Source organism: Streptomyces sp. 11-1-2 (assembly GCF_003595545.1).
Lineage (GTDB): Bacteria > Actinomycetota > Actinomycetes > Streptomycetales > Streptomycetaceae > Streptomyces > Streptomyces hygroscopicus_B.
In genome coordinates this window covers 5,174,661-5,197,977 of the sequence record NZ_CP022545.1, presented here as the reverse complement: position 1 = coordinate 5,197,977, position 23,317 = coordinate 5,174,661, and the positions used below count along the sequence as shown (strand labels likewise).

The following is a 23,317-nucleotide window of genomic DNA, read 5'->3' as shown; positions in this document are numbered from 1 at the left end:
GAGGCCGCCCGTGCCGACGTGGTTCGCCGACGGATCTTCCGGGCCGCCTGACGCAGGACGGTAGTCAACACGTGGGGCTCCTGTGAAGACTGGTGACCGTTTTGCCCGAAACCGTTTCGTGATGTTCGGGCATCGGCTGTCAGTGGGGCGGCCTAGACTCGGGGAGCGATGAGCAGCCTCTTTGACGACAACTTCCTGGCGGACCTCGGGCTTCCTTCGAACGAGGAGCCACCACCGCCGCCCGAGGATTCGGCGCACCCCGGCCCCGATGGTGCCGAGGACGTGCCGCATCACCTCTTCAGCGGCGGCTTCGACGCGCCCGTGCCCCGGGAGGCCCACTACCGGGACGGCGCCGCGCGGCCCGTCGTGGACCCGTCCGCCCTGCTCGAGGGGTTGAACGAGCAGCAGAGAGCCGCCGTTGAGCACACCGGCTCGCCGCTGCTGATCGTCGCGGGTGCCGGCTCCGGCAAGACCCGGGTGCTCACCCACCGCATCGCCTATCTGCTCGGCGCCCGCGGCACGCACCCCGGCCAGATCCTCGCCATCACCTTCACCAACAAGGCGGCGGGCGAGATGAAGGAGCGGGTGGAGGAGCTCGTCGGCCCGCGGGCGAACGCCATGTGGGTCTCCACCTTCCACAGCGCCTGCGTCCGCATCTTGCGCCGCGAGTCGAAGAAGCTCGGCTTCACCTCGTCGTTCTCGATCTACGACGCCGCCGACTCCAAGCGGCTGATGTCGCTGGTCTGCCGGGATCTGGATCTCGACCCCAAGCGGTTCCCGCCGAAGTCCTTCAGCGCCAAGATCTCCAACCTGAAGAACGAGCTGATCGACGAGGAGACCTTCGCCGGACAGGCCACGGACGGTTTTGAGAAGACGCTGGCCGAGGCGTACGCGATGTACCAGGCGAGGCTGCGCGAGGCCAACGCACTGGACTTCGACGACATCATCATGACCACGGTCAATCTGCTCCAGGCGTTCCCGGAGGTGGCCGAGCACTACCGCCGCCGCTTCCGGCACGTCCTGGTGGACGAGTACCAGGACACCAACCACGCGCAGTACACCCTCGTGCGCGAGCTGGTGGGCACGGACACCGAGGAGACCGCGGCCGCCGAGCTGTGCGTGGTGGGCGACGCCGACCAGTCGATCTACGCCTTCCGGGGCGCCACGATCCGCAACATCCTCCAGTTCGAGGAGGACTACCCCACCGCGCGGACGATCCTCCTCGAGCAGAACTACCGCTCCACCCAGACCATCCTGAGCGCGGCCAACGCGGTCATCGAGCGCAATGAGAACCGCCGCCCGAAGAACCTGTGGACCGAGGCCGGCGCCGGGACCGAGATCACCGGCTATGTGGCCGACACCGAGCACGACGAGGCCCAGTTCGTCGCCGACGAGATCGACCGGCTCACGGACGCGGGCGACGCCAAGGCCGGTGACGTGGCGGTGTTCTACCGGACCAACGCCCAGTCCCGTGTCTTCGAAGAGATCTTCATCCGGGTCGGGCTGCCGTACAAGGTCGTCGGCGGCGTGCGCTTCTACGAGCGCAAGGAGGTCCGGGACGTCCTCGCCTATCTGCGGGTGCTGGCCAACCCCGAGGACTCCGTCCCGCTCCGCCGGATTCTGAACGTGCCCAAGCGCGGCATCGGGGAGCGCGCGGAGGCCATGATCGACGCGCTGGCGCTGCGCGAGAAGATCACCTTCCCGCAGGCGCTGCGCCGGGTCGACGACGCGTACGGCATGGCGGCCCGCTCGGCCAACGCCGTCAAGCGGTTCAACACGCTCATGGAGGAGCTGCACACCATCGTGGAGTCCGGGGCGGGCCCGGCGACCGTCCTGGAGGCGGTGCTGGAGCGCACCGGCTATCTGGCCGAGCTCCAGGCGTCCACCGATCCGCAGGACGAGACCCGGATCGAGAACCTGCAGGAGCTCGCCGCCGTGGCCCTGGAGTTCGAGCAGGACCGCGGCGAGGAGAACCCCGGCACCCTCGCGGACTTCCTGGAGCAGGTCGCGCTCGTCGCCGACTCCGACCAGATCCCCGACGAGGACACCGACGGCTCCGGCGTGATCACGCTGATGACCCTGCACACGGCGAAGGGCCTGGAATTCCCGGTCGTCTTCCTCAGCGGCATGGAGGACGGCGTCTTCCCGCATATGCGGGCGCTCGGCCAGACCAAGGAGCTGGAGGAGGAGCGGCGGCTGGCCTATGTGGGGATCACCCGGGCCCGCGAGCGGCTCTATCTGACCCGCTCGACGATGCGCAGCGCATGGGGCCAGCCCGCGTACAACCCGCCGTCCCGCTTCCTGGAGGAGATTCCGGACCAGTATGTGCGGTGGCGGCGCACCGGGCCCGCCACCCCGTCGGCGTCCATGGGCAGCATCGCCTCGACCCCGCCGTCGGGGCTGTCGTCCGGTCTGTCGTCGTCGCGTTCGCGCGCCGGGGGCAGCGGGTTCGCGACCCGGCGGGCCAAGGAGCGTCCGGTGGTCGCGCTGGCCATCGGCGACCGGGTCACCCATGACTCGTTCGGGCTCGGCACGGTGGTGGCGGTGAAGGGCAGCGGGGACAACGCGGAGGCGACGATCGACTTCGGCGAGGAGAAGCCGAAGCGGCTGCTGCTGCGGTACGCACCGGTGGAGAAGCTATAGATGTGGCTGTGGCGGCCGAAGCGCTGAGGCTGTAGCGCGCCGGTGGCGCGCTACAGCGAGCGGTCACGGGCCGGGGCCCGGGTCGGTCAGGTCGGGTCGAGGCCCTGGCCGCGCAGCCAGGGCAGCGGGTCGATGGCCGAGCCACCGCCGGGGTGGACCTCGAAGTGCAGATGCGGGCCGGTGGAGTTACCGGAGTTCCCGGAGTACGCGATGGTCTCCCCGGCCTTGACGGTGCCGGAGCGGATCTTGGCGCTGCTGAGGTGGCAGTACCAGGTCTCCGTGCCGTCCGGGCTGGTCAGGACGACCATGTTGCCGTAGGCGTCGTTCCACTGCGTCGTCACGGTGCCGTCGGTGGCGGCCATCACGGGCGTGCCGTAGCTCACCGGGAAGTCGATGCCGGTGTGCACGGACATCCAGTTGATACCGGCCTGGCCGAACATGGCGCTGAGGCCGTGCTGGGCGACGGGCAGCGCGAACTTCGGGCGCAGCGCCTCCTTGCGCGCCGCCTCGGCGGCCTTCCGCTTCTTCTCGGCGGCCTGGCGCGCCTGGAGGTCGATCCGCTCCTGGGTGCGGCTGGCGCGGTCGCGGAAGTCGTCGGCGCCCTCCCGGACCCCGGCGAGCTGGGAGTCCAGCTTGCTGTTGGCGACGGAGGGCTTCACGGGGGCCGCCGCGGTGTCGGGGGCGGCCTGAGTGGTGGACTCGTCCTTCTTGTCGCTTCCCACACCGCTGACCGAGGCGGCGGCCACGGCGGTGACGCCCAGGGCGCAGACGGAGGGGACGGCGACGGTGAGGAGCGCGGAGCGCTTGGGGCGGGGCGAGGGGGTACGGCGGCGACCGCGGCTCGCCTCCCGGCGGGGGGAGGGGGCGGATTCCCGCCCGGCCGCCGCCTCGGGTTCAGGTTCCGCTTCGGGGGCCGGGTCGTACGACTGGTCGGACTCGTGGACCGGGTCGAAGACGGCGGTGTGCTCGAAGGCGCCGGTCTGCTCGGTGACGGTGGCCTGCTCGAACGCGGCCGTCTCGTCGAACGCGGCCGTCTGCTCAAAGGCGTTGGGCTCGAAGGCGTTGGGCTGCTCGAAGGCGTTCGCCTCGAACACGGCCGTCTGCTCGAAGCTGTTCGGCTCGTGCTCGGGTTGGTGCTGGTGCTGGTCGAACCCTGTCTGGTCGAGCCCGGAGTGGTGGTCGAGCCCCTGCTGGTCGAAGCCCGAGTGGTCGAGCCCCGGCTGGGCCGGCCCCGAGTGGTCGTAGTGCTGCCCCTCGTCCACGGTCCCGTAGGCGGAGGTGTCCCAGAACTGGGTCTGGCCGGTATCCACGCCCGAGGTGTACGCCTCGGCCTCGTACCCTGCGCCCTGGTCCCACTGACCCGGCATCTCGGTGTGGCCGGTGGCGCCCGTGTCCCAGGCGCCGATGTCCCACTGGGCGCCGGTTTCGGCGTCCTGCTGGGCGGGGATGCCGGTCGGCAGGTGATAGCCGGCGGCGGCCCACATCGCGGTGGTGTCGTAGGAGCCGGAGTCGTAATGAGTCGTGTCGTACTGGGCCGCGTTGTAGTGGCCCGTGTCGTACGACCCGGTCTGATGCTGGTCGGCCGTGGCCCACTGCGAAGCGTCGTACTGACCGCTGTGGGCGCCCTGCCCGTCCTCGTACCCGCCCGGGAGCGTGCCGAAGAGCGGGTCGCCGTCACCGTAGGCCGTGGCCAGGTGGGCGAAGCTGCCGGTGGAATAGCCGTCGTACCCGGCGTAGCCGTGCGCTGTGTCCTGTCGCTGACCGTAAGCCTCGTCGTACGGATACGAGGCGTCAGGAGCGGGGACGGTCGGAGGGGCCCCCGACGGGTGACGGTCGTTCACCACCAACTTCTCTTTCGCCTCGGCTGCAGGAGAATTAGCGGCGACTGTACCCGGCGGTACGCGGCAGCGACAATCTTCCGTGAGTTTTGAGCACCACGGCAAAGGGCATTTGGCCGTCTTTCGGCTGACTGTACGCAGTTCCTTGGCCGGGTGTTCGATTGGCGTTCGGCAATTTCGGGCCTGCTGAACTATCGGGAGAGGGCCTTGTGTCGCCGTGCGGCAGTCCCTCGCCCCCTCGTCTCACGCCACCGAGACCGCGCCCGAGGCGTCCGTCGGCGCCTCGTCGGCGGCATCCAGGGCCTCGCGGATCCGTACGGCCACGGAGGAATGCACCGCCAGGGCGAGATGTCCGATTCCGTTGACGCGGATGTTCTGGGAGATCACATCCGGATGGTCTATCCGGGCCGTCTCCGCCGGGATCATCAACTGATCCACATCGCTCCAGAAAGCGATGAAACGCGTACGGCAATCAGGGGCAGGTTGCCGCAACTCCGTTATCACCTCGGAGTCCGGGCACATCTGGCGCACGAGTGGATGTGCGGACAACAAGGGCGCGATACGGGTGCCGCTGTGCGGAGTGCCGAGCGTCACCAGGGTGTGGACACGGGCGTCCCCGCCAAGACGCTGCACGTAGTAACGGGCGATCAGACCGCCCAGGCTGTGCCCGATGACATCCACCTGACCATGGCCGGTGCGGGCGCAGACCTCCTCGACATGGCGGCCGAGCAGCGCGGCGGCGGTGCGCAGATCGCAGAGCAGCGGCGAGTAGTTGAGCGCCTCGATGTGCAGTCGGCCATGGCGGCCGAGCGAGCGGCGCAGCGGTACGAAGACGGACCGGTTGTCGATGAAGCCGTGGAGAAGCAGGACGGGCCGGTGGGCCCGGCCGTCCGTGGGCAGGCGCGCCGCCGCGCCGGGCGGCGGCGGAGCGGGCGGGCGCTCCTGGCGCAGCCCGGTCGGATAGAGCAGCAGATGCCCGGCGAGCAGCGCCAGGTCGAGGGCGATGGCCCGGAGCTGTTGGATCTGTACGAGGCCCATGGCGGCCGACCTCCCGCAATGCGGCGCACAGGAGGCGGCTGGAGGCTCCCCCGTATGCCCTCATGGGCAGCCGGTCGCTTCGGGCGTGGTCATGAGCCCCGGTCATGAGCCCGGGGCAGGGCGCCGGTCAGGGCGCTTGGTCAGGGCGACTTCGGCCGTGCGGTGGCCCGATGTCCTCCGGCACCGCATGGGGAAGGCGCGCTGTGACCGCATGACGCAGGACCGCCCGTCGCACCGCGGCGCCATGCGGCTCTCGACGGCGCTGGGCGGTGCGACGGTCCCCGCTGCGGCTCCCCTGGTGTGGCCGGCCCGAAGCGTATGCGGCGTCCGCGCGGTGGATGCGCGGCGTGCGCGGATGCGGATGCGGGTACGGGCGCGGCCTTCAGTGAACGTGTCCCACGTGTGATTTCCCCCTCGCGGCGTGCCGCGAAACTGCCGGGTAGGGGATGCTGGAGATAACGTTCGTTCACGTCGATGCGGGCGATGGCTCGAAGGGCTTGAAGAGCTTGGAGGCTGCGATGGGTGTGACCGGTCCGATCCGTGTGGTGGTGGCCAAGCCGGGACTGGACGGCCATGACCGTGGGGCGAAGGTGATCGCGCGGGCACTGCGCGACGCGGGCATGGAGGTCATCTACACCGGGCTCCATCAGACACCCGAGCAGATCGTCGACACCGCGATCCAGGAGGACGCCGATGCCATCGGGCTGTCCATCCTGTCCGGTGCCCATATGACCCTGTTCGCCAAGGTGCTGGAGCTGCTGCGGGAGCGCGAGGCGGAGGACATCAAGGTCTTCGGCGGCGGGATCATCCCCGAGGCGGACATCCGCCCGCTCAAGGAGCAGGGCGTCGCGGAGATCTTCACCCCGGGCGCGACGACGACGTCCATCGTGGAGTGGGTGCGCGAAAACGTCCGCCCGGTAGCCGCCTGACCTGCCGGTCCGGCGTGGGGCGTACGGCATCGGGCTCTACGGTGCCGGGCCGTACGGCGCTGGGCCGTTCCGCGTCGGCCGTACGGCGCCACGTTGCGCCCCGGTGACGCCTGGCCTCCGTGGGGTGGACACCCTCTCCCAGCTCCCCAGCTCCCCAGCTCCCAGCTCCCAGCCCGCAGCCCGATGCCTGGGCCAGCCTCCGTGCCCGACGCCCGGGCCCGAGTCCGAGGCTGATGCCCGGGCTCGCCCCGGAGGCTGAGGCCCGAGCCCGCCCCGGAACCCGACCGGGCCCGGAGCTCGACTGACGCCGCCCCACCCTCGGAGGCAGGACCGGGTCCCGGAGCCCGACTGGATCCCCTGGACACGGCCGGATCCCCGAGCACCCCCGGCGCGGGCGCGCACGCGGGCCGCGGAGCATTACCGGCTCGGGCACGGCAGGGGCCCGGAGCACGACGGGAGGTCAGGGCATCCGCGGGCCCCCGCGCACGACCGGAGGTCAGGGCATCCGCGGGCCCCCGGGCCCGCTTCGCCGATCACGCTGGTTCGAGCTCGGCTTGTATGGCCGCCCTCAGCCGGAGCGTGCCCACCAGCCGCTGGAACGCCTCCGCCCAATAGCCCCCGGCCCCCGGCGCCGCCCCCTCCGACTCGTCCGGTATCGCCGTCAGCACCTCGAGCCGATCCGCCTGCGCCGGGTCCAGACAGCGCTCGGCCAGGCCCATGACCCCGCTGAAGCTCCAGGGGTAGCTGCCCGCGTCCCGTGCGATGTCCAGCGCGTCGACGACGGCCCGGCCCAGCGGCTCGGCCCAGGGCACCGTGCACACCCCGAGCAGCCGGAAGGCGTCGGACAGGCCGTGGGACGCGATGAACTCGGCCACCCACTCCGCCCGCTCCCGGGCGGGCAGCGCGGACAGCAGCTTCGCCGGGTCCCGCCAGGCGGCGGGGGCCGCCTCCCCGGCGGTGACCGGCGCCACCGCCGGGGTGCCGAGCAGCGCGCGGCACCACTCCGCGCTGCGCTGCCGCACCGCGGCCCGGCACCAGGCCGCGTGCAGATCCGCCTGCCAGCCGTCCGCTACGGGCAGCGCCACGATCTCGGCGACGCCGCGTCCGCCGAACCACGCGCTCCAGCGGTCCAGCGGGGTCGCCTCCACCAACTGGCCCAACCACCACGACCGTTCCCCCCGGCCGGAGGGCGGCTTGGGCACTATGCCGTCGCGCTGCATTCCGCTGTCGCACTCGTCCGGCGGCCGGACGGTTATCCATTCGGCGGCGGTCGGCTTGTCAGCGGTCAGCTTGCCGGTGGCCGCCTCACCACCGGTGAGCTCACCACCGGTCACCTCGTCGGTGGTCAGCGAGACGCAGCCCCGCGACCGCTCGGCCATGCGCGCGGCGAGCGCGGAGCCGGGGAGCGCGGAGAGCAGCTCGGCGGCGGTCGCCCGGACGTTCCGGCTGCGGTCGGACAGCGCCTGTTCGAGGAACGGCTCATCGGACGGGGAGAGATCGTCGCGCAGCGAGTCCAGGAACATCAGCCGGTCCTCGGCCCGCTCGGTCGACCAGGTGCCGCTGAGCAGGGCCAGCCCCGCCGCCGGGTCGCGGTGGCGCGCCGCCGCCAGCAGCGACACCCGCTCGGCGAACAACCCCTCCTCCCACAGCCGCTGTTCATCATCCGGGCAGGTGGCCGCCCCGGACGGCTCCGGGAGCGCTGTGGGAGCCCGGCCCGCCGTGCCCCGCAGCGCGAACTTCCAGTCCGGGTTGAGCCGGGCCAGCCACAGCGCGCGCGGCCCGCCGAGCGTCAGTGCCTCGGGCCGCAGATCGGTACGGGCACGCGCCGCGTCGAGAAGGGCCGGGAGCAGCGCGTCGGGCACGCGATAGCCATGGTGATTGGCCAGGGCGAGCCACTGCGGCAGCAGCTCGGCGAGGTCGGGCGCGGAGCGCGGACCGCCGCGCCCCGGCGCCGAGCGGTCGGCGAGCAGCATCGCCAGCCTGCTGCGGGCGGCCGTGGGCAGCGCCGGACGCGGATCCTCGGGCGCCCGGCCGGGCCCCGGCCGGGCGGGCGCGGGCCGCAGCCCGGCCCGCCGCCGCACGGTGCTGAGCGCGGCCGCGTCCAGCAGGGCGGACGGCGCGTCCTGCCCGGGGCGCGGCGCGACGGGCGGGGTGCGCCGCTCGGTGCCGAGCAGCGCGGCCGCGACAAGATCGTCCCAGGGCGCGGTGGGGGTCGTAGTGGTCAACGGGTGCCTCCCTGCGCTGCCGTGTCGATGAGTGAGACGGGGGTCGGGTCCCAGGCCGTGAGGGGAGAGAAGCCGCGGTGGCCGCACTCCCCGAAGACGGTGACCGGGCCACCGCCGGATATGGCCATCAGCTGCCACAGATCGGTGCGCCCCGCACACCGCGGATCGACGGGCAGCGCAGAGCCGCTCCGCTCATCCGCAAGCTGCCAGCCGCCGTCCCCCGGGACCGGCACCACATCGGCGAGCACGACCGGCCAGCCGTCCAGCCACGGATCCTCCCCGAGCGCCGCCCCATAGGCCGCGAGCGCGGTGTCGACCTCGCACCCCTCGGGGGCCGACGGCGACGTGGGAGATGGGGCGGGCGGCAACTCCCCGTGCCGGGTGCCGATCGCGGCACGCAGGGGCCGGGCCGCCGGGTAGTACGTGAGGTCGGCGTCGAGGACCAGGCCGATGGGCAGGGCGAGCTCCGGGGACTGGCCGGGGGCGCTGAACGAGAGCAGCAGCGCCATACGGTGCGTGCGCTCGCCCCGCAGCCAGATCCTGCGGGTGGTCAGCCTGCCGTCCATGCCGTCCTGGCGGCCCAGGACCAGCCAGCGGTCCCGGATCGGCTCCCCGGTCGCCAGCAGCTCGGCCACCGGCGTCGTAAGGCCCACGCGGGTGCGCGTGGTGGCGGCCAGCTCCTCCGGGAGGCGGTCCAGGTGGAGGAAGCCTTGGTTGAGGAGGTGGGCCAGCGCGCACTCCTCCAGCAGCCGGGCGGGCCACCCCGGACCGGACGACGGAATCGCGGCCAGCTCCCGCACCCGCGTCTCGAGACCCGGAGCCTGGGCGTCGACCATCCGCGCGGCCGTCTCGTCCCACGCCCCGTACCCGGCACGGTCGGCGGCGGCCAGACCGTCGCGGAGCAGATCGGCGAGCCGCCGCTCCAACTCCGTGGCGCCCGCGGCGATGCGCTGGGCCCGCCGCTCGGCGCGGCGGCGGGCCGCCTCCGGATCGGCCGCGCCTCCGCTCTCCCCTCGCCCCGCGCCGTCCCCCGTCTCGCCGTCGCGGCCCGGGCCCCCAACCCGGGCCGCGGCGGCGAGCTTCTCGGCCCGCTCCCGCCGGTCGCCGAGCCACTGCTCGGCCCACTCCGGCGGCTCCCCGCCCCCGGGCACGCCCCCCTCGCCGGACGTCCACAGCAGCAGCAGGCCCAGCGCGTGCTTGCACGGGAACTTCCGGCTCGGACAACTGCACCGATAACCGGGCCCGTTCAGATCGACGACCGTCTGGTACGGCTTGCTGCCGCTGCCCGAGCACAGCCCCCACACCGCCTGTCCGTGCGCGCCCGCGCCCGACCACTTGCCGGCCGCGGCGAGCCTGCCGCCCGCCGTGCGTGACGTGGCGTCAGGAGCCAGGGCCAGCACCTGCTCCGCCGTCCAGCGTTCCCCCTGCGGATTCATGTCTGCGACGGTACGGGCACCCACTGACAATTGCCCTGACCTGGGCGTTCGTTGACCAGGGCCGGGTTGTCAGTGGGGTGGTGCAGGGTGGTTCACACGTCCGGAAACGGAACGAGGAAACAAGTCGTGGGGGAGCTGTGACCGTCACTGTGCCCGGAACCGAGTCCACCGACACCAGCGCAGCGGCAGGGCCCACCGAGGCCGCCGGAGCCGCGGAAGCGCTGCGTCCACACGCGGAGGACGCCTTCGCCGACGAGCTGAGCGCGCTCGCCGCCGCCGACGACCGTCCGCGCCCCGCGCGGTGGCGGCTGTCGCCGTGGGCGGTCGCCACCTATCTGCTCGGCGGCACGCTGCCCGACGGCACCGTGATCACACCCAAGTACGTGGGCCCGCGCCGCATCGTCGAGGTCGCCGTCACCACCCTCGCGACCGACCGCGCCCTGCTGTTGCTCGGCGTGCCCGGCACCGCCAAGACGTGGGTCTCGGAGCATCTGGCGGCCGCGGTCAGCGGCGACTCGACCCTGCTGGTCCAGGGCACCGCCGGGACGCCCGAGGAGGCCATCCGGTACGGATGGAACTATGCCCAGCTCCTCGCCCACGGCCCGAGCCGCGACGCGCTCGTGCCGAGCCCGGTGATGCGCGCCATGACGGACGGCATGACCGCGCGCGTGGAGGAGCTGACGCGCATCCCGGCCGATGTGCAGGACACGCTGATCACCATCCTGTCCGAGAAGACGCTGCCGATCCCGGAGCTGGGGGAGGAGGCCCAGGCGGTCCGCGGATTCAACCTGATCGCAACCGCCAACGACCGCGACCGCGGGGTCAACGAACTCTCCAGCGCCCTGCGCCGCCGCTTCAACACGGTCGTGCTGCCGCTGCCCGCGACCCCGGAGGACGAGGTCGACATCGTCTCCCGCCGCGTCGCCCAGATCGGCCGCTCGCTGGAGCTCCCGGAGCTCCCGGAGGGTGTCGAGGAGATCCGCCGGGTGGTCACGGTCTTCCGCGAGCTGCGCGAGGGAGTCACCGGCGACGGCCGTACGAAGCTGAAGTCGCCCTCGGGCACGCTGTCGACGGCCGAGGCCATCTCCGTGGTCACGGGCGGCCTCGCCCTCGCCGCCCACTTCGGCGACGGCGTGCTGAGGGCGGGCGATGTGGCCGCGGGCATCCTGGGCGCGGTCGTCCGCGACCCGGCGGCCGACCGCGTCATCTGGCAGGAGTACCTGGAGACCGTGGTCCGCGAGCGCGACGGCTGGAAGGACTTCTACCGCTCGTGCCGAGAGGTGACCGCATGACGGGCGCCCCGCGGGCGCGGGCCGCCGGCCCGCTGCTGCTGGGCGTGCGCCATCACGGGCCCGGGTCGGCGCGGGCGGTGCGGGCGGCGCTGGAGGCGTGCGCACCGCGTGTGGTGCTGATCGAGGGGCCGCCGGAGGCGGACGCGATCGTGGGGCTCGCCGCCGAGAAGGACATGCGTCCGCCCGTCGCACTGCTCGCCCATGCCGCGGACGACCCGGGGCGCGCCGGATTCTGGCCGCTGGCCGGGTTCTCCCCGGAGTGGGCGGCCATCCAGTGGGCGCTGGCCCACGAGGTCCCCGTACGGTTCATCGATCTCCCGGCGGCCAACTCGCTGGCCATGTCGGCGAAGCAGACCCCGGCGGCCACGCCCGCTCCGGCGGGGCCGCCCGTCCCGGCGGCCACGCCCGACCCGGCCGGTTCGCCCACTTCGGACGGTCCGTCCACACCGGCCGCTCCGCTCGACCCGGGCGATCCGCTCGACCCGGGCGATCCAGCGGGCCCGGGCGACCAGGCCGCTCCGGGCTGCGCCGGCTCCGCCGAGCGGCTGCGCGTCGATCCGCTGTCCGTCCTCGCCGAGGCGGCCGGATACGACGACCCGGAGCGCTGGTGGGAGGACGTCATCGAGCACCGCGGCACCGGCGGCGCGGAGGCGTTCGCGGCCGTGGCGGAGGCCATGGAGGCGCTGCGCGCCGAGTACGGGCACGGCGGGCACGAGGACGACGCCGTGCGCGAGGCCCATATGCGGCTGCGGCTGCGCGAGGCGCGGCGGGAGTTCGGGGACGAGGTCGCCGTCGTCTGCGGGGCCTGGCACGTACCGGCGCTGGGGGAGCGGACCACCGCGACCGCCGACCGGAAGCTCCTCAAGGGGCTGCCCAAGGTCAAGACCGAGATCAGCTGGGTGCCCTGGACACACCGGCGGCTGGCCCGGCACAGCGGATACGGGGCGGGTATCACCTCGCCGGGCTGGTACGACCATCTCTTCCACGCCCCGGACCGGCCCGTTGAGCGCTGGCTCACCAAGGTCGCCGGGCTGCTCCGGGACGAGGACTTCGCGGTGTCCTCGGCCCATGTCATCGAGGCCGTAAGGCTCGCCGAAACGCTGGCCGCGATGCGCGGACGTCCGCTCGCCGGGCTCGCCGAGACCCTCGACGCCGTAAGGGCGGTGATGTGCGAGGGCTCCGATGTGCCGATGGCGCTGGTGTGGGACCGGCTGGTGGTCGGCGACGTCCTGGGCGAAGTGCCCGAGTCGGCTCCGGCGGCGCCGTTCCAGCGCGACCTGACGCGCACCCAGCGCTCGCTGCGGCTCAAGCCCGAGGCGCTGGAGCGCGAGCTGGAGCTGGACCTGCGCAAGGAGACCGACGCCGGGCGCAGCCGCCTGCTGCATCGGCTGCGGCTGCTCGGAGTCGACTGGGGCAGCCCGGCCGTCTCCCGAGGCAGCACCGGCACCTTCAGGGAGACCTGGCGGCTGCGGTGGGAGCCGGAGCTGTCGGTGCGGGTCGCCGAAGCGGGGGTGTGGGGCACCACGGTGCTGTCGGCGGCCAGCGCCAAGGCGGAGACAGAGGCCCGGAGCGCGAAGGGGCTCGCCGAGGTGACCGAGCTGGCCGAGCGCTGTCTGCTCGGCGCGCTCTCCGGGGCCCTTCCCGTCGTGATGCGCTCGCTCGCCGACCGGGCCGCGCTCGACGCGGACGTCGGCCATCTCGCCCAGGCCCTGCCCGCTTTGGTGCGCTCGGTGCGCTATGGGGATGTACGGGGCACCGACACCGCCGCGCTCGGCGCGGTCGCGGTGGGGTTGGCCGAGCGCATCCTGGTCGGGCTGCCGCCCGCCTGCGTCGGCCTCGACGCCGACGGCGCCGCCGAGATGCGCGGCCATATGGAGGCCGCGCACCGGGCGATCGGACTGCTGTCGGAGACGGAGGCAGAGCCTGAGACCGGGATAGAGCCTGAGACCGGGATAGGGCCTGAGCCGGGGACCGGGACAGAGCCCGGGACCGGGACACGGCCAGAGCCCGGGACCGGGACAGAGCCGGAGACCTGGCCGGCGGCAGAGACGCGGACGCAGCCGCGGACCCACACGCCCACGGCGGAGGCGCGAGCGGCCGGGGCCGGCGCCGCCGACGGCCTGCGGGGGCGCTGGGCGGCCATGCTGCGCTCGCTCGCCGGGCGGGACGGCACCCCCGCCACCCCCGGGCTGATCCGGGGCCGCGCCGCGCGGCTGCTGCTGGACGATGCCCGGCTCGCCGAGGACGAGGCGGCCCGGCTGATGGGGCTCGCGCTCTCGCCCGGCACCGAGCCGCCCGAAGCGGCCTCCTGGATCGAGGGGTTCATCGGCGGCGGTGCGGGCGGCGGCATGCTGCTCGTCCACGACGAGCGGCTGCTCGGCCTGGTCGACCGCTGGCTGATCTCCGTTCCCGCCGAGGCGTTCACCGACGTCCTGCCCCTGCTGCGGCGCACCTTCTCCGCGTACGACACCGGCGTGCGCCGCACCCTGGGCGAGCTGGTCCGCCGGGGCCCCGCGGCCGAGGGGCACTCCGGCGGTCAAGGCGCCCCCGCCGCACCCGGCTTCGGCCCCGGGTTGGACGCGCACCGCGCGGCGGCCGTCGTCCCGACGGTGCGCCTGCTGCTGGGCCTCGATCCCGCACCGTACGGCAACGACACCATGGAGGCAGCCCGATGACACACGGTGACCCTCGCGGCGACGCCGACCTTCGCGGCGACGCCGACCCTCACGGCGGCGTCGACCACAACCACGGTCGCGGCCAGGGCGATCAGGAACGGCTGCGGCGCTGGCGGCTGGTGCTCGGCGGCCAGGGCGCCGACGGCACCGGCTGCTCGCTCAGCGGGACCGACGCCGCCATGGACCGCACCCTCGAAGCCCTCTACGGCTCCGGGGGCGGTGACGGCCACGGCGGCGGTGGCACGGTCGCCGGGCGCAGTGGCGGCCCCCAGGGCGCGGTGAGCGGTGCGCGCTCCGGCGGGCTCGGCGGCTCCGCGCCCCAAGTGGCCCGTTGGCTCGGCGACATCCGTACGTACTTCCCCACCTCCGTCGTCCAGGTCATGCAGCGCGACGCCATCGACCGGCTGGGGCTCTCCGCCCTGCTGCTGGAGCCGGAGATGCTGGAGGCCGTGGAAGCGGACGTCCATCTCGTCGGCACCCTGCTGTCCCTCAACAAGGCGATGCCGGAGACGACCAAGAACACCGCTCGGGCCGTCGTCCGTAAGGTCGTCGAGGATCTGGAGAAGCGGCTGGCGACGCGCACCCGCGCCACCCTCACCGGTGCGCTCGACCGCTCCACCCGGATCAGCCGCCCGCGCCACCGGGACATCGACTGGGACCGCACCATCCGGGCCAACCTCAAGAACTACCTGCCCGAGCACCGGACGGTCGTCCCCGAGCGGCTCATCGGATACGGGCGGGCGGCGCGCGGGGTGAAGAAGGACGTGGTGCTGTGCGTCGACCAGTCGGGGTCGATGGCCGCGTCCGTGGTCTACGCCTCGGTTTTCGGCGCCGTGCTCGCCTCGATGCGTTCCCTCGCCACCCGGCTGGTCGTCTTCGACACCTCCGTGGTCGACCTGACCGACGAGCTCGACGATCCGGTGGACGTCCTCTTCGGCACCCAACTCGGCGGCGGCACCGACATCAACCGCGCGCTGGCCTACTGTCAGTCGAAGATCACCCGGCCCGTCGACACCGTCGTCGTCCTCATCAGCGACCTCTACGAGGGCGGTATACGCGAGGAGATGCTGGGGCGGGTCGCCGCGATGAAGGCGTCCGGGGTGCAGTTCGTGACGCTGCTCGCGCTGTCCGACGAGGGGGCGCCGAGTTACGACCGCGAGCACGCGGCGGCGCTCGCCGCGCTGGGCGCGCCCGCCTTCGCCTGCACCCCCGATCTCTTCCCGGAGGTGATGGCGGCGGCCATCGAACGACGCCAACTGCCTATACCGGACATGGCGATCCATCAGTGATCCGGGGCTTGCGCCGACCCCTGTGGGTCGTGCAAGGATCAACCCCGTCGCCCAGGACGTGAATCCAGCCATCCGGTTGCCGATGTCGTCCTGCTCAGTGCGGCCTCAAAGCCATATCGCCACGCTTATGTGTCCGTCGTACGCCTCGTAGGTACGGCCTCGTACTCAGGGAAGGCCCCGCTCGTGTCTGTTGTGTCCGCCACGCCTGTCACCGTGCGCCTGCCGCGCACGGTGGCCGCGCGGCGGGCGCTGCTGGCGGCGCTCTTCCTCGGCGGCTTCCTGGCTTTGGCGTTCCTCTTCGGCGGCAGCGCTCACGCCGCCGAGCGGAGCGAACAGGGCGCCGCCACTGGCGCGTCGGCCGGCCGTTCCGCCGTCACCGGGCTGCTCGACCCCTCGGGTGTCGAGCGGGCGCGGCAGCAGGTGGAGCGGCACGCACGGCCCGTGGTGGGGCGTACCACTCACACGGCACAGGACGTCGTACGGGAGACCGTGCGGCCCATCCAGGAGCCGGTCGAGCGGGAAGCACAGAAGATCACCAAGCCGATCGACGATCTGGTCGGCGACGCCACGAGCGGCGAGCTGCCGGTGCGGCTGCCCGACGTCGGCATCGGTGACACGATCGGCCTGGGCTCCTCCGGCTCCATGGCGGACCACGGCCCGGCCGCCGAGCACAATGCGGCCAAGGCCGAGCCGGTGACGGTGCACAAGGCGGCGCCCGCCGCCGCGGAGCCGATAGGGCCCGTGGCCCACACCCCGGCCGTCACCACGCACCACGACGCGGCCGCCTCCCACGCCGGGCACGGCCCCGTCGTCCGGGCGGCAGCCTCCGGCACCGGTCCGGACGGTGGCGCCCCGGCGCCGCTGCCCCTTCCGCGGTCCCCGCTCGGGGCCACCTCCCAGTGCACCGGCGACAGCGGCGCTTCCCGTGGTGGGAACACCCAGGCCGCTCTTCCGCCGTCCGCCACGGCGTCGTTCGGGCTGAAGCCCGGCACGGTCCGTGCGGAGAGCTCGGCGCCGACGCGCGAGCGGTTCAACGAAGTCCTCGAATTCCCCGGCTAGGGCAGACCTCACCCCCGTCTGTTGAGACCTGCCGCGCGGGGGCGGGTCAGGTCTGCCCGTCCGACACCCCTCTTGACTTCGAAGGACTTCCTCCACCATGCGCAACAACCTTCGCCGCTCCATCCTCGTAGCCGCTGCCGCCACCGGTATCTGGGCCCTCGGTTCCGCCGCCGCCAACGCCGCCGAGAACCCGGCCGTTCCCGCCACCGACGGTGTCACCAGCACCGTGGACGGCGTCACCAAGACGGTGAACAAGACCCTGCCGACCGACAACGTGACCAAGACGGTCGACGGCGTGACCGGTGGCGTGGCCGACACCTCCAAGGTCACCGACACCGCGAAGAAGACCGTGGACGGCGCCGCCTCCACCGTGGACGGCGTCACCGCCCCCGTGCGGGACCGCGTCCCCGGCGCCGCCAACCTGCCGCGGGTCTCGGACGTCACCAAGACCGTCGAGGGCACCACCGACGGCCTTACCGGCGACGCCGCCAAGCCGGACAAGGTCGTCAAGAAGGCCCACAAGGCCGTCAAGGGCCTTGAGAAGACCGTCAAGAAGACCACCGACCTCGACCTGCCCACCGGCGAGGTCCCCGGCGTGGTGCCCGGCCTCCCCGGCCTCGGCTCGCTGCCGACCCTGCCCGACAGCTCCACGCTGCCCACCGGCTCGCTGACGGACGTCAAGGGCGTCACGGGCAAGCTGCCCGCCCAGCTCCCCGCCACCCCGAAGCTGCCCGCCGCCCCGGGTTCGGCCAATGACCTGCTCGCCTGCCTCTCCGGCGCCGGTATCCGCCCGGAGGAGCTGACCGGCAAGGTCCAGGGTGTCGTCGGCACCACCAAGCCGGTCGTCGACGGTGTGGCCTCGGACGTGCTGCCGCCCGCCGTGCACCGCATCGTGGTCAAGGTCGTCCCGGTCGCGCAGCGGACCGTCGGTGACACCGGCGCGCTGGCCGACGACGCCGTGGCCCGCACCACCCCGTACGTCGGCGTCGTGACCGGCAGCGCCCAGGGCTTCGCGCTGGGCACCGTCTCCAACGTGGTTCCGGCCGCCCAGGACACCGTCGACCGCCTGGTGCCGGTCGTGGTGAGCGTGCCGTCCACCGCCGTCCCGTTCGCGCAGGACCTGGCGGGCACCACCGTGCCGTTCGCCCAGGACCTGGCCCTGGGCACGGTCGCGGACGCCCAGACCACCGTGGGGAACGTCAAGGACGGTGCGCTGAGCCTGCTCCCCGCGCTGCCCACCGACCTGACCGACGCGGCCAACATCCCGGCCCTCCCGGTCCTGCCGGGTGACCTGCCGACCGTTCCGGCGGACCTCCCGCAGCTCCCGGCGGAGCTGCCCACCGTTCCGGCCGACCTGCCGCAGGTTCCGGCGGACCTGCCGCAGCTCCCGGCGGAGCTGCCCACCGTTCCGGCCGACCTCTCGCAGCTCCCGGCCGAGCTCCCGCAGGTTCCGGTGGACCTGCCCTCGGTCCCGGCCCAGCTGCCGACCGTTCCGGGCACGCTCCCGACCGTCTGATCGCCCCGGCGGGCGTACGGCGGTCACGCTATGAAGGCCGGAAAACAGTAAAACCGTAAGGCGAGCGTCATCGACCGGGCAGCCCTCGTTGGGGAGGGGGCTGCCCGGTTGTCGTACGGAGATAGATGGAAACGGTCGCGATCTGTGACTGTAATCACCGCTCCAGTGTGATCTGCGATTTAGGGCCGCACGTCCTGCGGAGATAACCTGCGAGACGGACATGCCGCGTACCCGGCGAACGTGTGCCGCCCTCGTTATAGATCGCGTCCTCACGCTGCCCCCGCGGCACGCCCGCGCAGATAACGACCGCGATATCCATGGAAAAGGGACGGACGCGCGTGGACCTGTTCGAATACCAGGCGAGGGACCTCTTCGCCAAGCACGGTGTACCGGTGCTGGCCGGTGAAGTCATCGACACGCCTGAGGCGGCGCGCGAGGTGGCCGAGCGCTTGGGCGGCCGCGCGGTCGTCAAGGCGCAGGTGAAGGTCGGCGGCCGTGGCAAGGCCGGTGGCGTCAAGCTGGCCTCCGACCCGGCCGACGCCGTGGAGAAGGCCAACCAGATCCTGGGTATGGACATCAAGGGCCACACGGTCCACAAGGTGATGCTGGCCCAGACCGCGGACATCAAGGAGGAGTACTACGTCTCCTTCCTGCTGGACCGCACCAATCGCACCTTCCTCGCCATGGCCTCTGTCGAGGGCGGCGTGGAGATCGAGGTCGTCGCGGAGCAGAACCCCGAGGCGCTCGCCAAGATCCCGGTGGACGCCATCGAGGGCGTGACCCAGGAGAAGGCCGCCGAGATCGTCGCCGCCGCGAAGTTCCCGGCCGAGATCGCGGACCAGGTCGTCGAGGTCCTGCAGAAGCTGTGGGTCGTCTTCATCAAGGAAGACGCCCTGCTCGTCGAGGTCAACCCGCTGGTCAAGACCGACGACGGCAAGATCATCGCGCTGGACGGCAAGGTCTCCCTGGACGAGAACGCCGCCTTCCGTCAGCCGGAGCACGAGGCGCTCGAGGACAAGGCCGCGGCCAACCCCCTCGAGGCGGCCGCGAAGGCCAAGGGCCTCAACTACGTCAAGCTCGACGGCGAGGTCGGCATCATCGGCAACGGTGCGGGTCTGGTCATGTCGACCCTCGACGTCGTCGCCTACGCCGGTGAGAACCACGGCAATGTGAAGCCCGCCAACTTCCTCGACATCGGTGGTGGCGCCTCCGCCGAGGTGATGGCCAACGGCCTCGAGATCATCCTCGGCGACCCGGACGTCAAGTCGGTCTTCGTCAACGTCTTCGGTGGCATCACCGCCTGTGACGCTGTCGCCAACGGCATCGTCCAGGCCCTGGAGCTGCTGAAGTCCAAGGGCGAGGACGTCTCCAAGCCGCTGGTCGTGCGCCTCGACGGCAACAACGCGGAGCTGGGGCGCAAGATCCTCACCGACGCCAACCACCCGCTCGTTCAGCAGGTGGACACCATGGACGGCGCGGCCGAGCGTGCCGCCGAGCTGGCTGCGAAGTAAGGGACGAGGTCACCAGAAACCATGGCTATCTTCCTCACCAAGGAAAGCAAGGTCATCGTCCAGGGGATGACCGGGTCCGAGGGGCAGAAGCACACCCGTCGGATGCTTGCCTCGGGCACCAACATCGTCGGCGGTGTGAACCCCCGCAAGGCCGGCACCACCGTGGACTTCGACGGCGCCGAGATCCCGGTCTTCGGCTCCGTCAAGGAGGCCATCGACGCCACCGGCGCCGATGTCACGGTCATCTTCGTCCCGGAGAAGTTCACCAAGAGCGCGGTCATCGAGGCGATCGACGCCGAGATTCCGCTCGCCGTCGTGATCACCGAGGGCATCGCGGTCCACGACTCCGCCAACTTCTGGGCCTACGCGGGCAAGAAGGGCAACAAGACGCGCATCATCGGCCCGAACTGCCCGGGTCTGATCACGCCGGGTCAGTCGAACGCGGGCATCATCCCGGCCGACATCACCAAGCCCGGCCGGATCGGTCTGGTGTCGAAGTCCGGCACGCTGACCTACCAGATGATGTACGAGCTGCGGGACATCGGCTTCTCGTCCTGCGTGGGCATCGGCGGTGACCCGATCATCGGCACCACCCACATCGACGCCCTCGCCGCCTTCGAGGCCGACCCCGACACCGACCTGATCGTGATGATCGGCGAGATCGGCGGCGACGCCGAGGAGCGGGCCGCGGACTTCATCAAGGCCAGCGTCACCAAGCCGGTCGTCGGCTATGTGGCGGGCTTCACCGCTCCCGAGGGCAAGACGATGGGCCACGCGGGTGCCATCGTCTCCGGCTCCTCCGGCACCGCTCAGGCGAAGAAGGAGGCCCTCGAGGCCGCGGGCGTGAAGGTCGGCAAGACCCCGTCCGAGACCGCGCGCCTGGCGCGCGCCGCCCTGGTCGGCTGACGCCGCCACGGCTTGATGCCACGGGCCCGCACCACCCTGGGGTGGTGCGGGCCCGCGCCGTTCCCGGGCGACGGATACCCGGTGGCGGAATCGGCAAGCCCCCCATCCGTCCCACAGAGTCATAAAAGACGCATAAGCGGACTAGCCGCGACACGGCGACCAAACCCTTGATGTGGGGATGAAACGGCTGTTATTGGCAGCATGGTCACGTGACGCAAACGACCGATCGCAGCCCGTCGGTGTCCTCACGTGACCGTTCCGCGCCCCGGCGCTCCGCCGCCATCAGGGAGGCGTTCCTCGGCGGTGTGGTCGCCGCGGGGCTCGGCCTCGGCACGTTCGCCGTGGTCGTACTGCTGCTGTGGATCACCTCCTCGTCCCCCGACAGCAGCCCCGACGGGGCCCTGCATGTCGCCGCCGACCTGTGGCTGCTCGGCCATGGCGCCGACCTCGTGCGCACCGAGACGCTCTCCGGCCACATCGCGCCCGTCGGGCTGACCCCGCTGCTGCTCGGCATCGTGCCGTGCTGGCTGCTCTACCGGGCCGCCCAGCACGCCGTCTACCAGGCGGAGCCGGACGAGAGCGAGGGGCAGGAGGGGCAAGGGGTGCCCGCGGAGTCCGTTGTCGATTCCGACTCAGTCGTCGATCCGCGCACCGCCTTCGCCTGGGTGACCGGCGGCTATCTGATGGTCGGCACCGCGGCCGTGCTGTACGCCTCGGGCGGGCCGCTGCGTGTCGACCTGCTCAGCGCGCTGCTGCATCTGCCGGTCGCCGCCGCGGCCATCGCCGCCGTCGGCGTGTGGACGGCCGGCGGACGGTTCCCGCTCCGCCTGCCCGGACGGGTGAACGCCGGACTGCGGCGGCTCCCAGGCGTGGGCTGGACCGTGCGGATGGCCGCGTCCCTGGCCGTATTCCTGGCCGCGCGCAGCTGGTGCCGGCGCCACCGGCTGACCGCCGCGCTACGGGCCGGGACCAGCGGTCTCGTAGTCCTGCTCGGCAGTGGTGCGCTCCTTACGGCGACGTCGATGCTGAGCCACGCGGGCGCCGTACAGGTGACGTTCCTCAACCTCAGCGATGTGTGGTCGGGGCGGTTCGCGGTGCTGCTCGTGAGCCTGGCGCTGCTGCCGAACGCCATCGTCTGGGGCGCCGCGTACGGGGTCGGCGCGGGCTTCACGGTCGGCGGCGGCAGTGTGGTCGCGCCGCTGGGCATCACCTCCTACCCCCAGTTGCCGCACTTCCCTCTGGTCGCCGCGCTGCCCACGGACGGCTCCGGCGGGCCGCTGGTCTGGCTCACGGGGATCGCGGCCGGGGTCTCGGTGGCCTGGTTCATCGGGGTCGCGGCGGTGCGGCGACCCGGCAACGGCGAGCCCCGGCCCCCCTGGGGCTGGGGCGAGACGCTGGTGCTCGCCGGGCTGGCGGCGGGCGGCTGTGCGGCCGCGATGGCGCTGCTGGCCGGGGTCTCGGGCGGACCGCTGGGCATCGGCATCCTCGCCGACCTGGGTCCGAGCTGGTGGCGTACGGGCATGATCACGCTGGCCTGGACGGGAGTGATCGGGGTGCCCGGCGCGATGGTGCTGCGCTGGTACCGGTTGTGCGTTCCTACCAGGGCCTCCTGGCCGGAGTGGAAGGCGACGCGGGCGGCGCGGCGGGCGTCCCGCGCACAGGCACGTACGGAGGCGAAGGAGGCCCGTGCGGTGCGGGTCGCGGCCAAGGCGGAGGCCCGTGCGGTGCGGGCCGTGGCCAAGGCGGAGGAGGCGGAGGCCCGGGCGGCGATGCGGCCCGCGGTGGCCTCGCCCATGGAGTCCGCCGAGGTGCGCGAGGCGATGGCCGAGCCGTGGTGGCAGTGGCTGCGACCGTCGGGCACCCAGCGCAAACGGAACCGGGACCGGAAGCTGGAAGCCGGCGGCGGTGCGGAGACGGGTCGGGAGACGGGTGTGGGTGCGATGGCCGGGTTCGCGACCCCCGCGGGCATCCCGAACGCCGCCGGGACGGCGGACCGCCCACGCCGTTGGACGATGAACCGGAAGCACGCCCCCGAACCGCACCCGCAGCCGCCCGAGTCCCAGCCCGCGACCCCGAACCCCCTCCGCCCGGACCTCTCGCCCCCACCGGACGACACCCGCCGCGAACCGTAAGGCAGCCACAGGCGAGGGTGAGCCGTCAGTCCTGGGTGCTCAGCAAGGGGCGGAGCTGCTCGGGGAGCAAGGTTTCGCAGTCGTGGCGGGAGGTCTGGGTGAGGGCGTCGTCGACGCAGGTGTAGTAGTCGTTGTAGACGACCTGGAAGCTGAACGTCGCCGCGACGATGGCGAGCGCGAGCCCGCCCGTCACCAGGCCGCTGATCGCCGCCGTCGACTGCGGCTTCGCGGGGCCGCTGCCGGGGGCGGGCAGCGGCGCCGGGGTGGCGCCCGGGGGCGGGGGCGGGGCGTTCAGGGGCGCGGCGGCGGCCGGGGGCGGCGTTGTGCGGCGTGCCTTGGCCCGTAGCGAGCTGATGCCCCAGTACAGGGCCAGCGTCCCGAGCAGCAGTGCGATCTGCGGCAGGCTGAAGAGCGCGAAGAAGAACGCCCACATGCCCGCGAGCAGCGCGTACCGGGCGCGTCGCTGGGCCGGGTCGTTGGGGTCCCAGCGCGGGCCGCTGGGGCCGGAGGGGCGGTTGGAGCCGGGGCCGGCGCCGAAGCTGCCGCCCTGGCGGCTGGGCTGGCGGCTGCTCCACTGGCTGCCCCAGGCCGGAGGCTGCTGCGGTCGCCGACCGTTCTGATCGCCTTCGCCGCTCTGCCCGTCGGCCTCTTCCGGCCGGGGCTGCCACGGCTGGTCCGGCCTGCCCTCGGGCGGCGGGGCGAACGGATTGTCCCCGTGCTGGTCCCCGTTCTGCCCGCCGGGGGCCGAGGAGGACGGCGACTGCTGCTCCCGGAGCAGCGGCGTCGTACGCGACATGCGGGCGCGCCTCATCGCCGCCCCCCGGTCGT

At 72.7% G+C, this 23,317-nt stretch carries 15 protein-coding genes; 10 read left to right on the top strand and 5 right to left on the bottom strand.

Annotated elements, in window-relative coordinates; all coding sequences use genetic code 11:
• Positions 1 to 168 precede the first annotated feature (168 nt).
• The gene (gene pcrA, locus CGL27_RS21700) at positions 169 to 2,643 is read left to right on the top strand and encodes a DNA helicase PcrA (protein ID WP_119989426.1); all 2,475 of its coding nucleotides are present in this window, start codon (positions 169 to 171) and stop codon (positions 2,641 to 2,643) included.
• 86 nt (positions 2,644 to 2,729) lie between these two features.
• Here pcrA and CGL27_RS21695 read toward each other — a convergent pair whose 3' ends face one another.
• Both CGL27_RS21695 and CGL27_RS21690 read right to left on the bottom strand, forming a co-directional pair.
• On the bottom strand, positions 2,730 to 4,484 hold the full coding sequence (locus tag CGL27_RS21695) for a M23 family metallopeptidase (RefSeq protein WP_162953040.1): 1,755 nt from the start codon (positions 4,482 to 4,484) through the stop codon (positions 2,730 to 2,732).
• Between the two features lie 240 nt (positions 4,485 to 4,724).
• On the bottom strand, positions 4,725 to 5,519 hold the full coding sequence (locus CGL27_RS21690) for an alpha/beta fold hydrolase (RefSeq protein ID WP_078642014.1): 795 nt from the start codon (positions 5,517 to 5,519) through the stop codon (positions 4,725 to 4,727).
• Between the two features lie 518 nt (positions 5,520 to 6,037).
• Here CGL27_RS21690 and CGL27_RS21685 point away from each other — a divergent pair.
• Positions 6,038 to 6,448, top strand: a complete 411-nt coding sequence (locus tag CGL27_RS21685) for a cobalamin B12-binding domain-containing protein (RefSeq protein ID WP_014061419.1) — start codon at positions 6,038 to 6,040, stop codon at positions 6,446 to 6,448.
• A 533-nt stretch (positions 6,449 to 6,981) separates the two neighbouring features.
• Here the strand turns inward: CGL27_RS21685 and CGL27_RS21680 are convergent.
• Both CGL27_RS21680 and CGL27_RS21675 read right to left on the bottom strand, forming a co-directional pair.
• Positions 6,982 to 8,673 (bottom strand): DUF5691 domain-containing protein, encoded by a 1,692-nt coding sequence (locus tag CGL27_RS21680; RefSeq protein WP_119989422.1) that lies wholly within the window; start codon positions 8,671 to 8,673, stop codon positions 6,982 to 6,984.
• Entirely contained in the window at positions 8,670 to 10,109 is a 1,440-nt protein-coding gene (locus CGL27_RS21675; protein ID WP_162953039.1) for an SWIM zinc finger family protein, read from the bottom strand. Before CGL27_RS21675 ends, CGL27_RS21680 begins: the two co-directional genes overlap by 4 nt.
• Positions 10,110 to 10,246: 137 nt before the next feature.
• Here CGL27_RS21675 and CGL27_RS21670 point away from each other — a divergent pair, with 137 nt between their 5' ends.
• From CGL27_RS21670 to CGL27_RS53190, 8 genes are all read left to right on the top strand, one after another.
• Positions 10,247 to 11,401 carry an AAA family ATPase gene (locus CGL27_RS21670; protein WP_107439083.1) on the top strand — a complete coding sequence of 385 codons (1,155 nt, stop codon included), beginning with the start codon at positions 10,247 to 10,249 and terminating at the stop codon, positions 11,399 to 11,401.
• Positions 11,398 to 14,076: a DUF5682 family protein gene (locus CGL27_RS21665; RefSeq protein ID WP_119989418.1), complete on the top strand. Its 2,679-nt coding sequence runs from the start codon at positions 11,398 to 11,400 to the stop codon at positions 14,074 to 14,076. Before CGL27_RS21670 ends, CGL27_RS21665 begins: the two co-directional genes overlap by 4 nt.
• Entirely contained in the window at positions 14,073 to 15,365 is a 1,293-nt protein-coding gene (locus CGL27_RS21660; RefSeq protein ID WP_240450589.1) for a VWA domain-containing protein, read from the top strand. Before CGL27_RS21665 ends, CGL27_RS21660 begins: the two co-directional genes overlap by 4 nt.
• 183 nt (positions 15,366 to 15,548) lie before the next feature.
• Entirely contained in the window at positions 15,549 to 16,424 is an 876-nt protein-coding gene (locus CGL27_RS21655; RefSeq protein WP_119989416.1) for a hypothetical protein, read from the top strand.
• Positions 16,425 to 16,521: 97 nt separating this feature from the next.
• Positions 16,522 to 17,940: a hypothetical protein gene (locus CGL27_RS21650; RefSeq protein WP_119989414.1), complete on the top strand. Its 1,419-nt coding sequence runs from the start codon at positions 16,522 to 16,524 to the stop codon at positions 17,938 to 17,940.
• A 338-nt stretch (positions 17,941 to 18,278) separates the two neighbouring features.
• A complete protein-coding gene (gene sucC / locus CGL27_RS21645; RefSeq protein WP_078642006.1) occupies positions 18,279 to 19,451 on the top strand; it encodes an ADP-forming succinate--CoA ligase subunit beta in 1,173 nt (390 codons plus the stop codon).
• A gap of 21 nt (positions 19,452 to 19,472) precedes the next feature.
• Positions 19,473 to 20,357 carry a succinate--CoA ligase subunit alpha gene (gene sucD / locus CGL27_RS21640; protein WP_078642005.1) on the top strand — a complete coding sequence of 295 codons (885 nt, stop codon included), beginning with the start codon at positions 19,473 to 19,475 and terminating at the stop codon, positions 20,355 to 20,357.
• A 209-nt stretch (positions 20,358 to 20,566) separates the two neighbouring features.
• Positions 20,567 to 22,489 carry a DUF6350 family protein gene (locus tag CGL27_RS53190; protein ID WP_162953038.1) on the top strand — a complete coding sequence of 641 codons (1,923 nt, stop codon included), beginning with the start codon at positions 20,567 to 20,569 and terminating at the stop codon, positions 22,487 to 22,489.
• A 25-nt stretch (positions 22,490 to 22,514) separates the two neighbouring features.
• Here CGL27_RS53190 and CGL27_RS21630 read toward each other — a convergent pair whose 3' ends face one another.
• Positions 22,515 to 23,285, bottom strand: coding sequence for a hypothetical protein (locus CGL27_RS21630; protein ID WP_119989410.1), 771 nt, complete (start codon positions 23,283 to 23,285; stop codon positions 22,515 to 22,517).
• Positions 23,286 to 23,317: the final 32 nt, after the last annotated feature.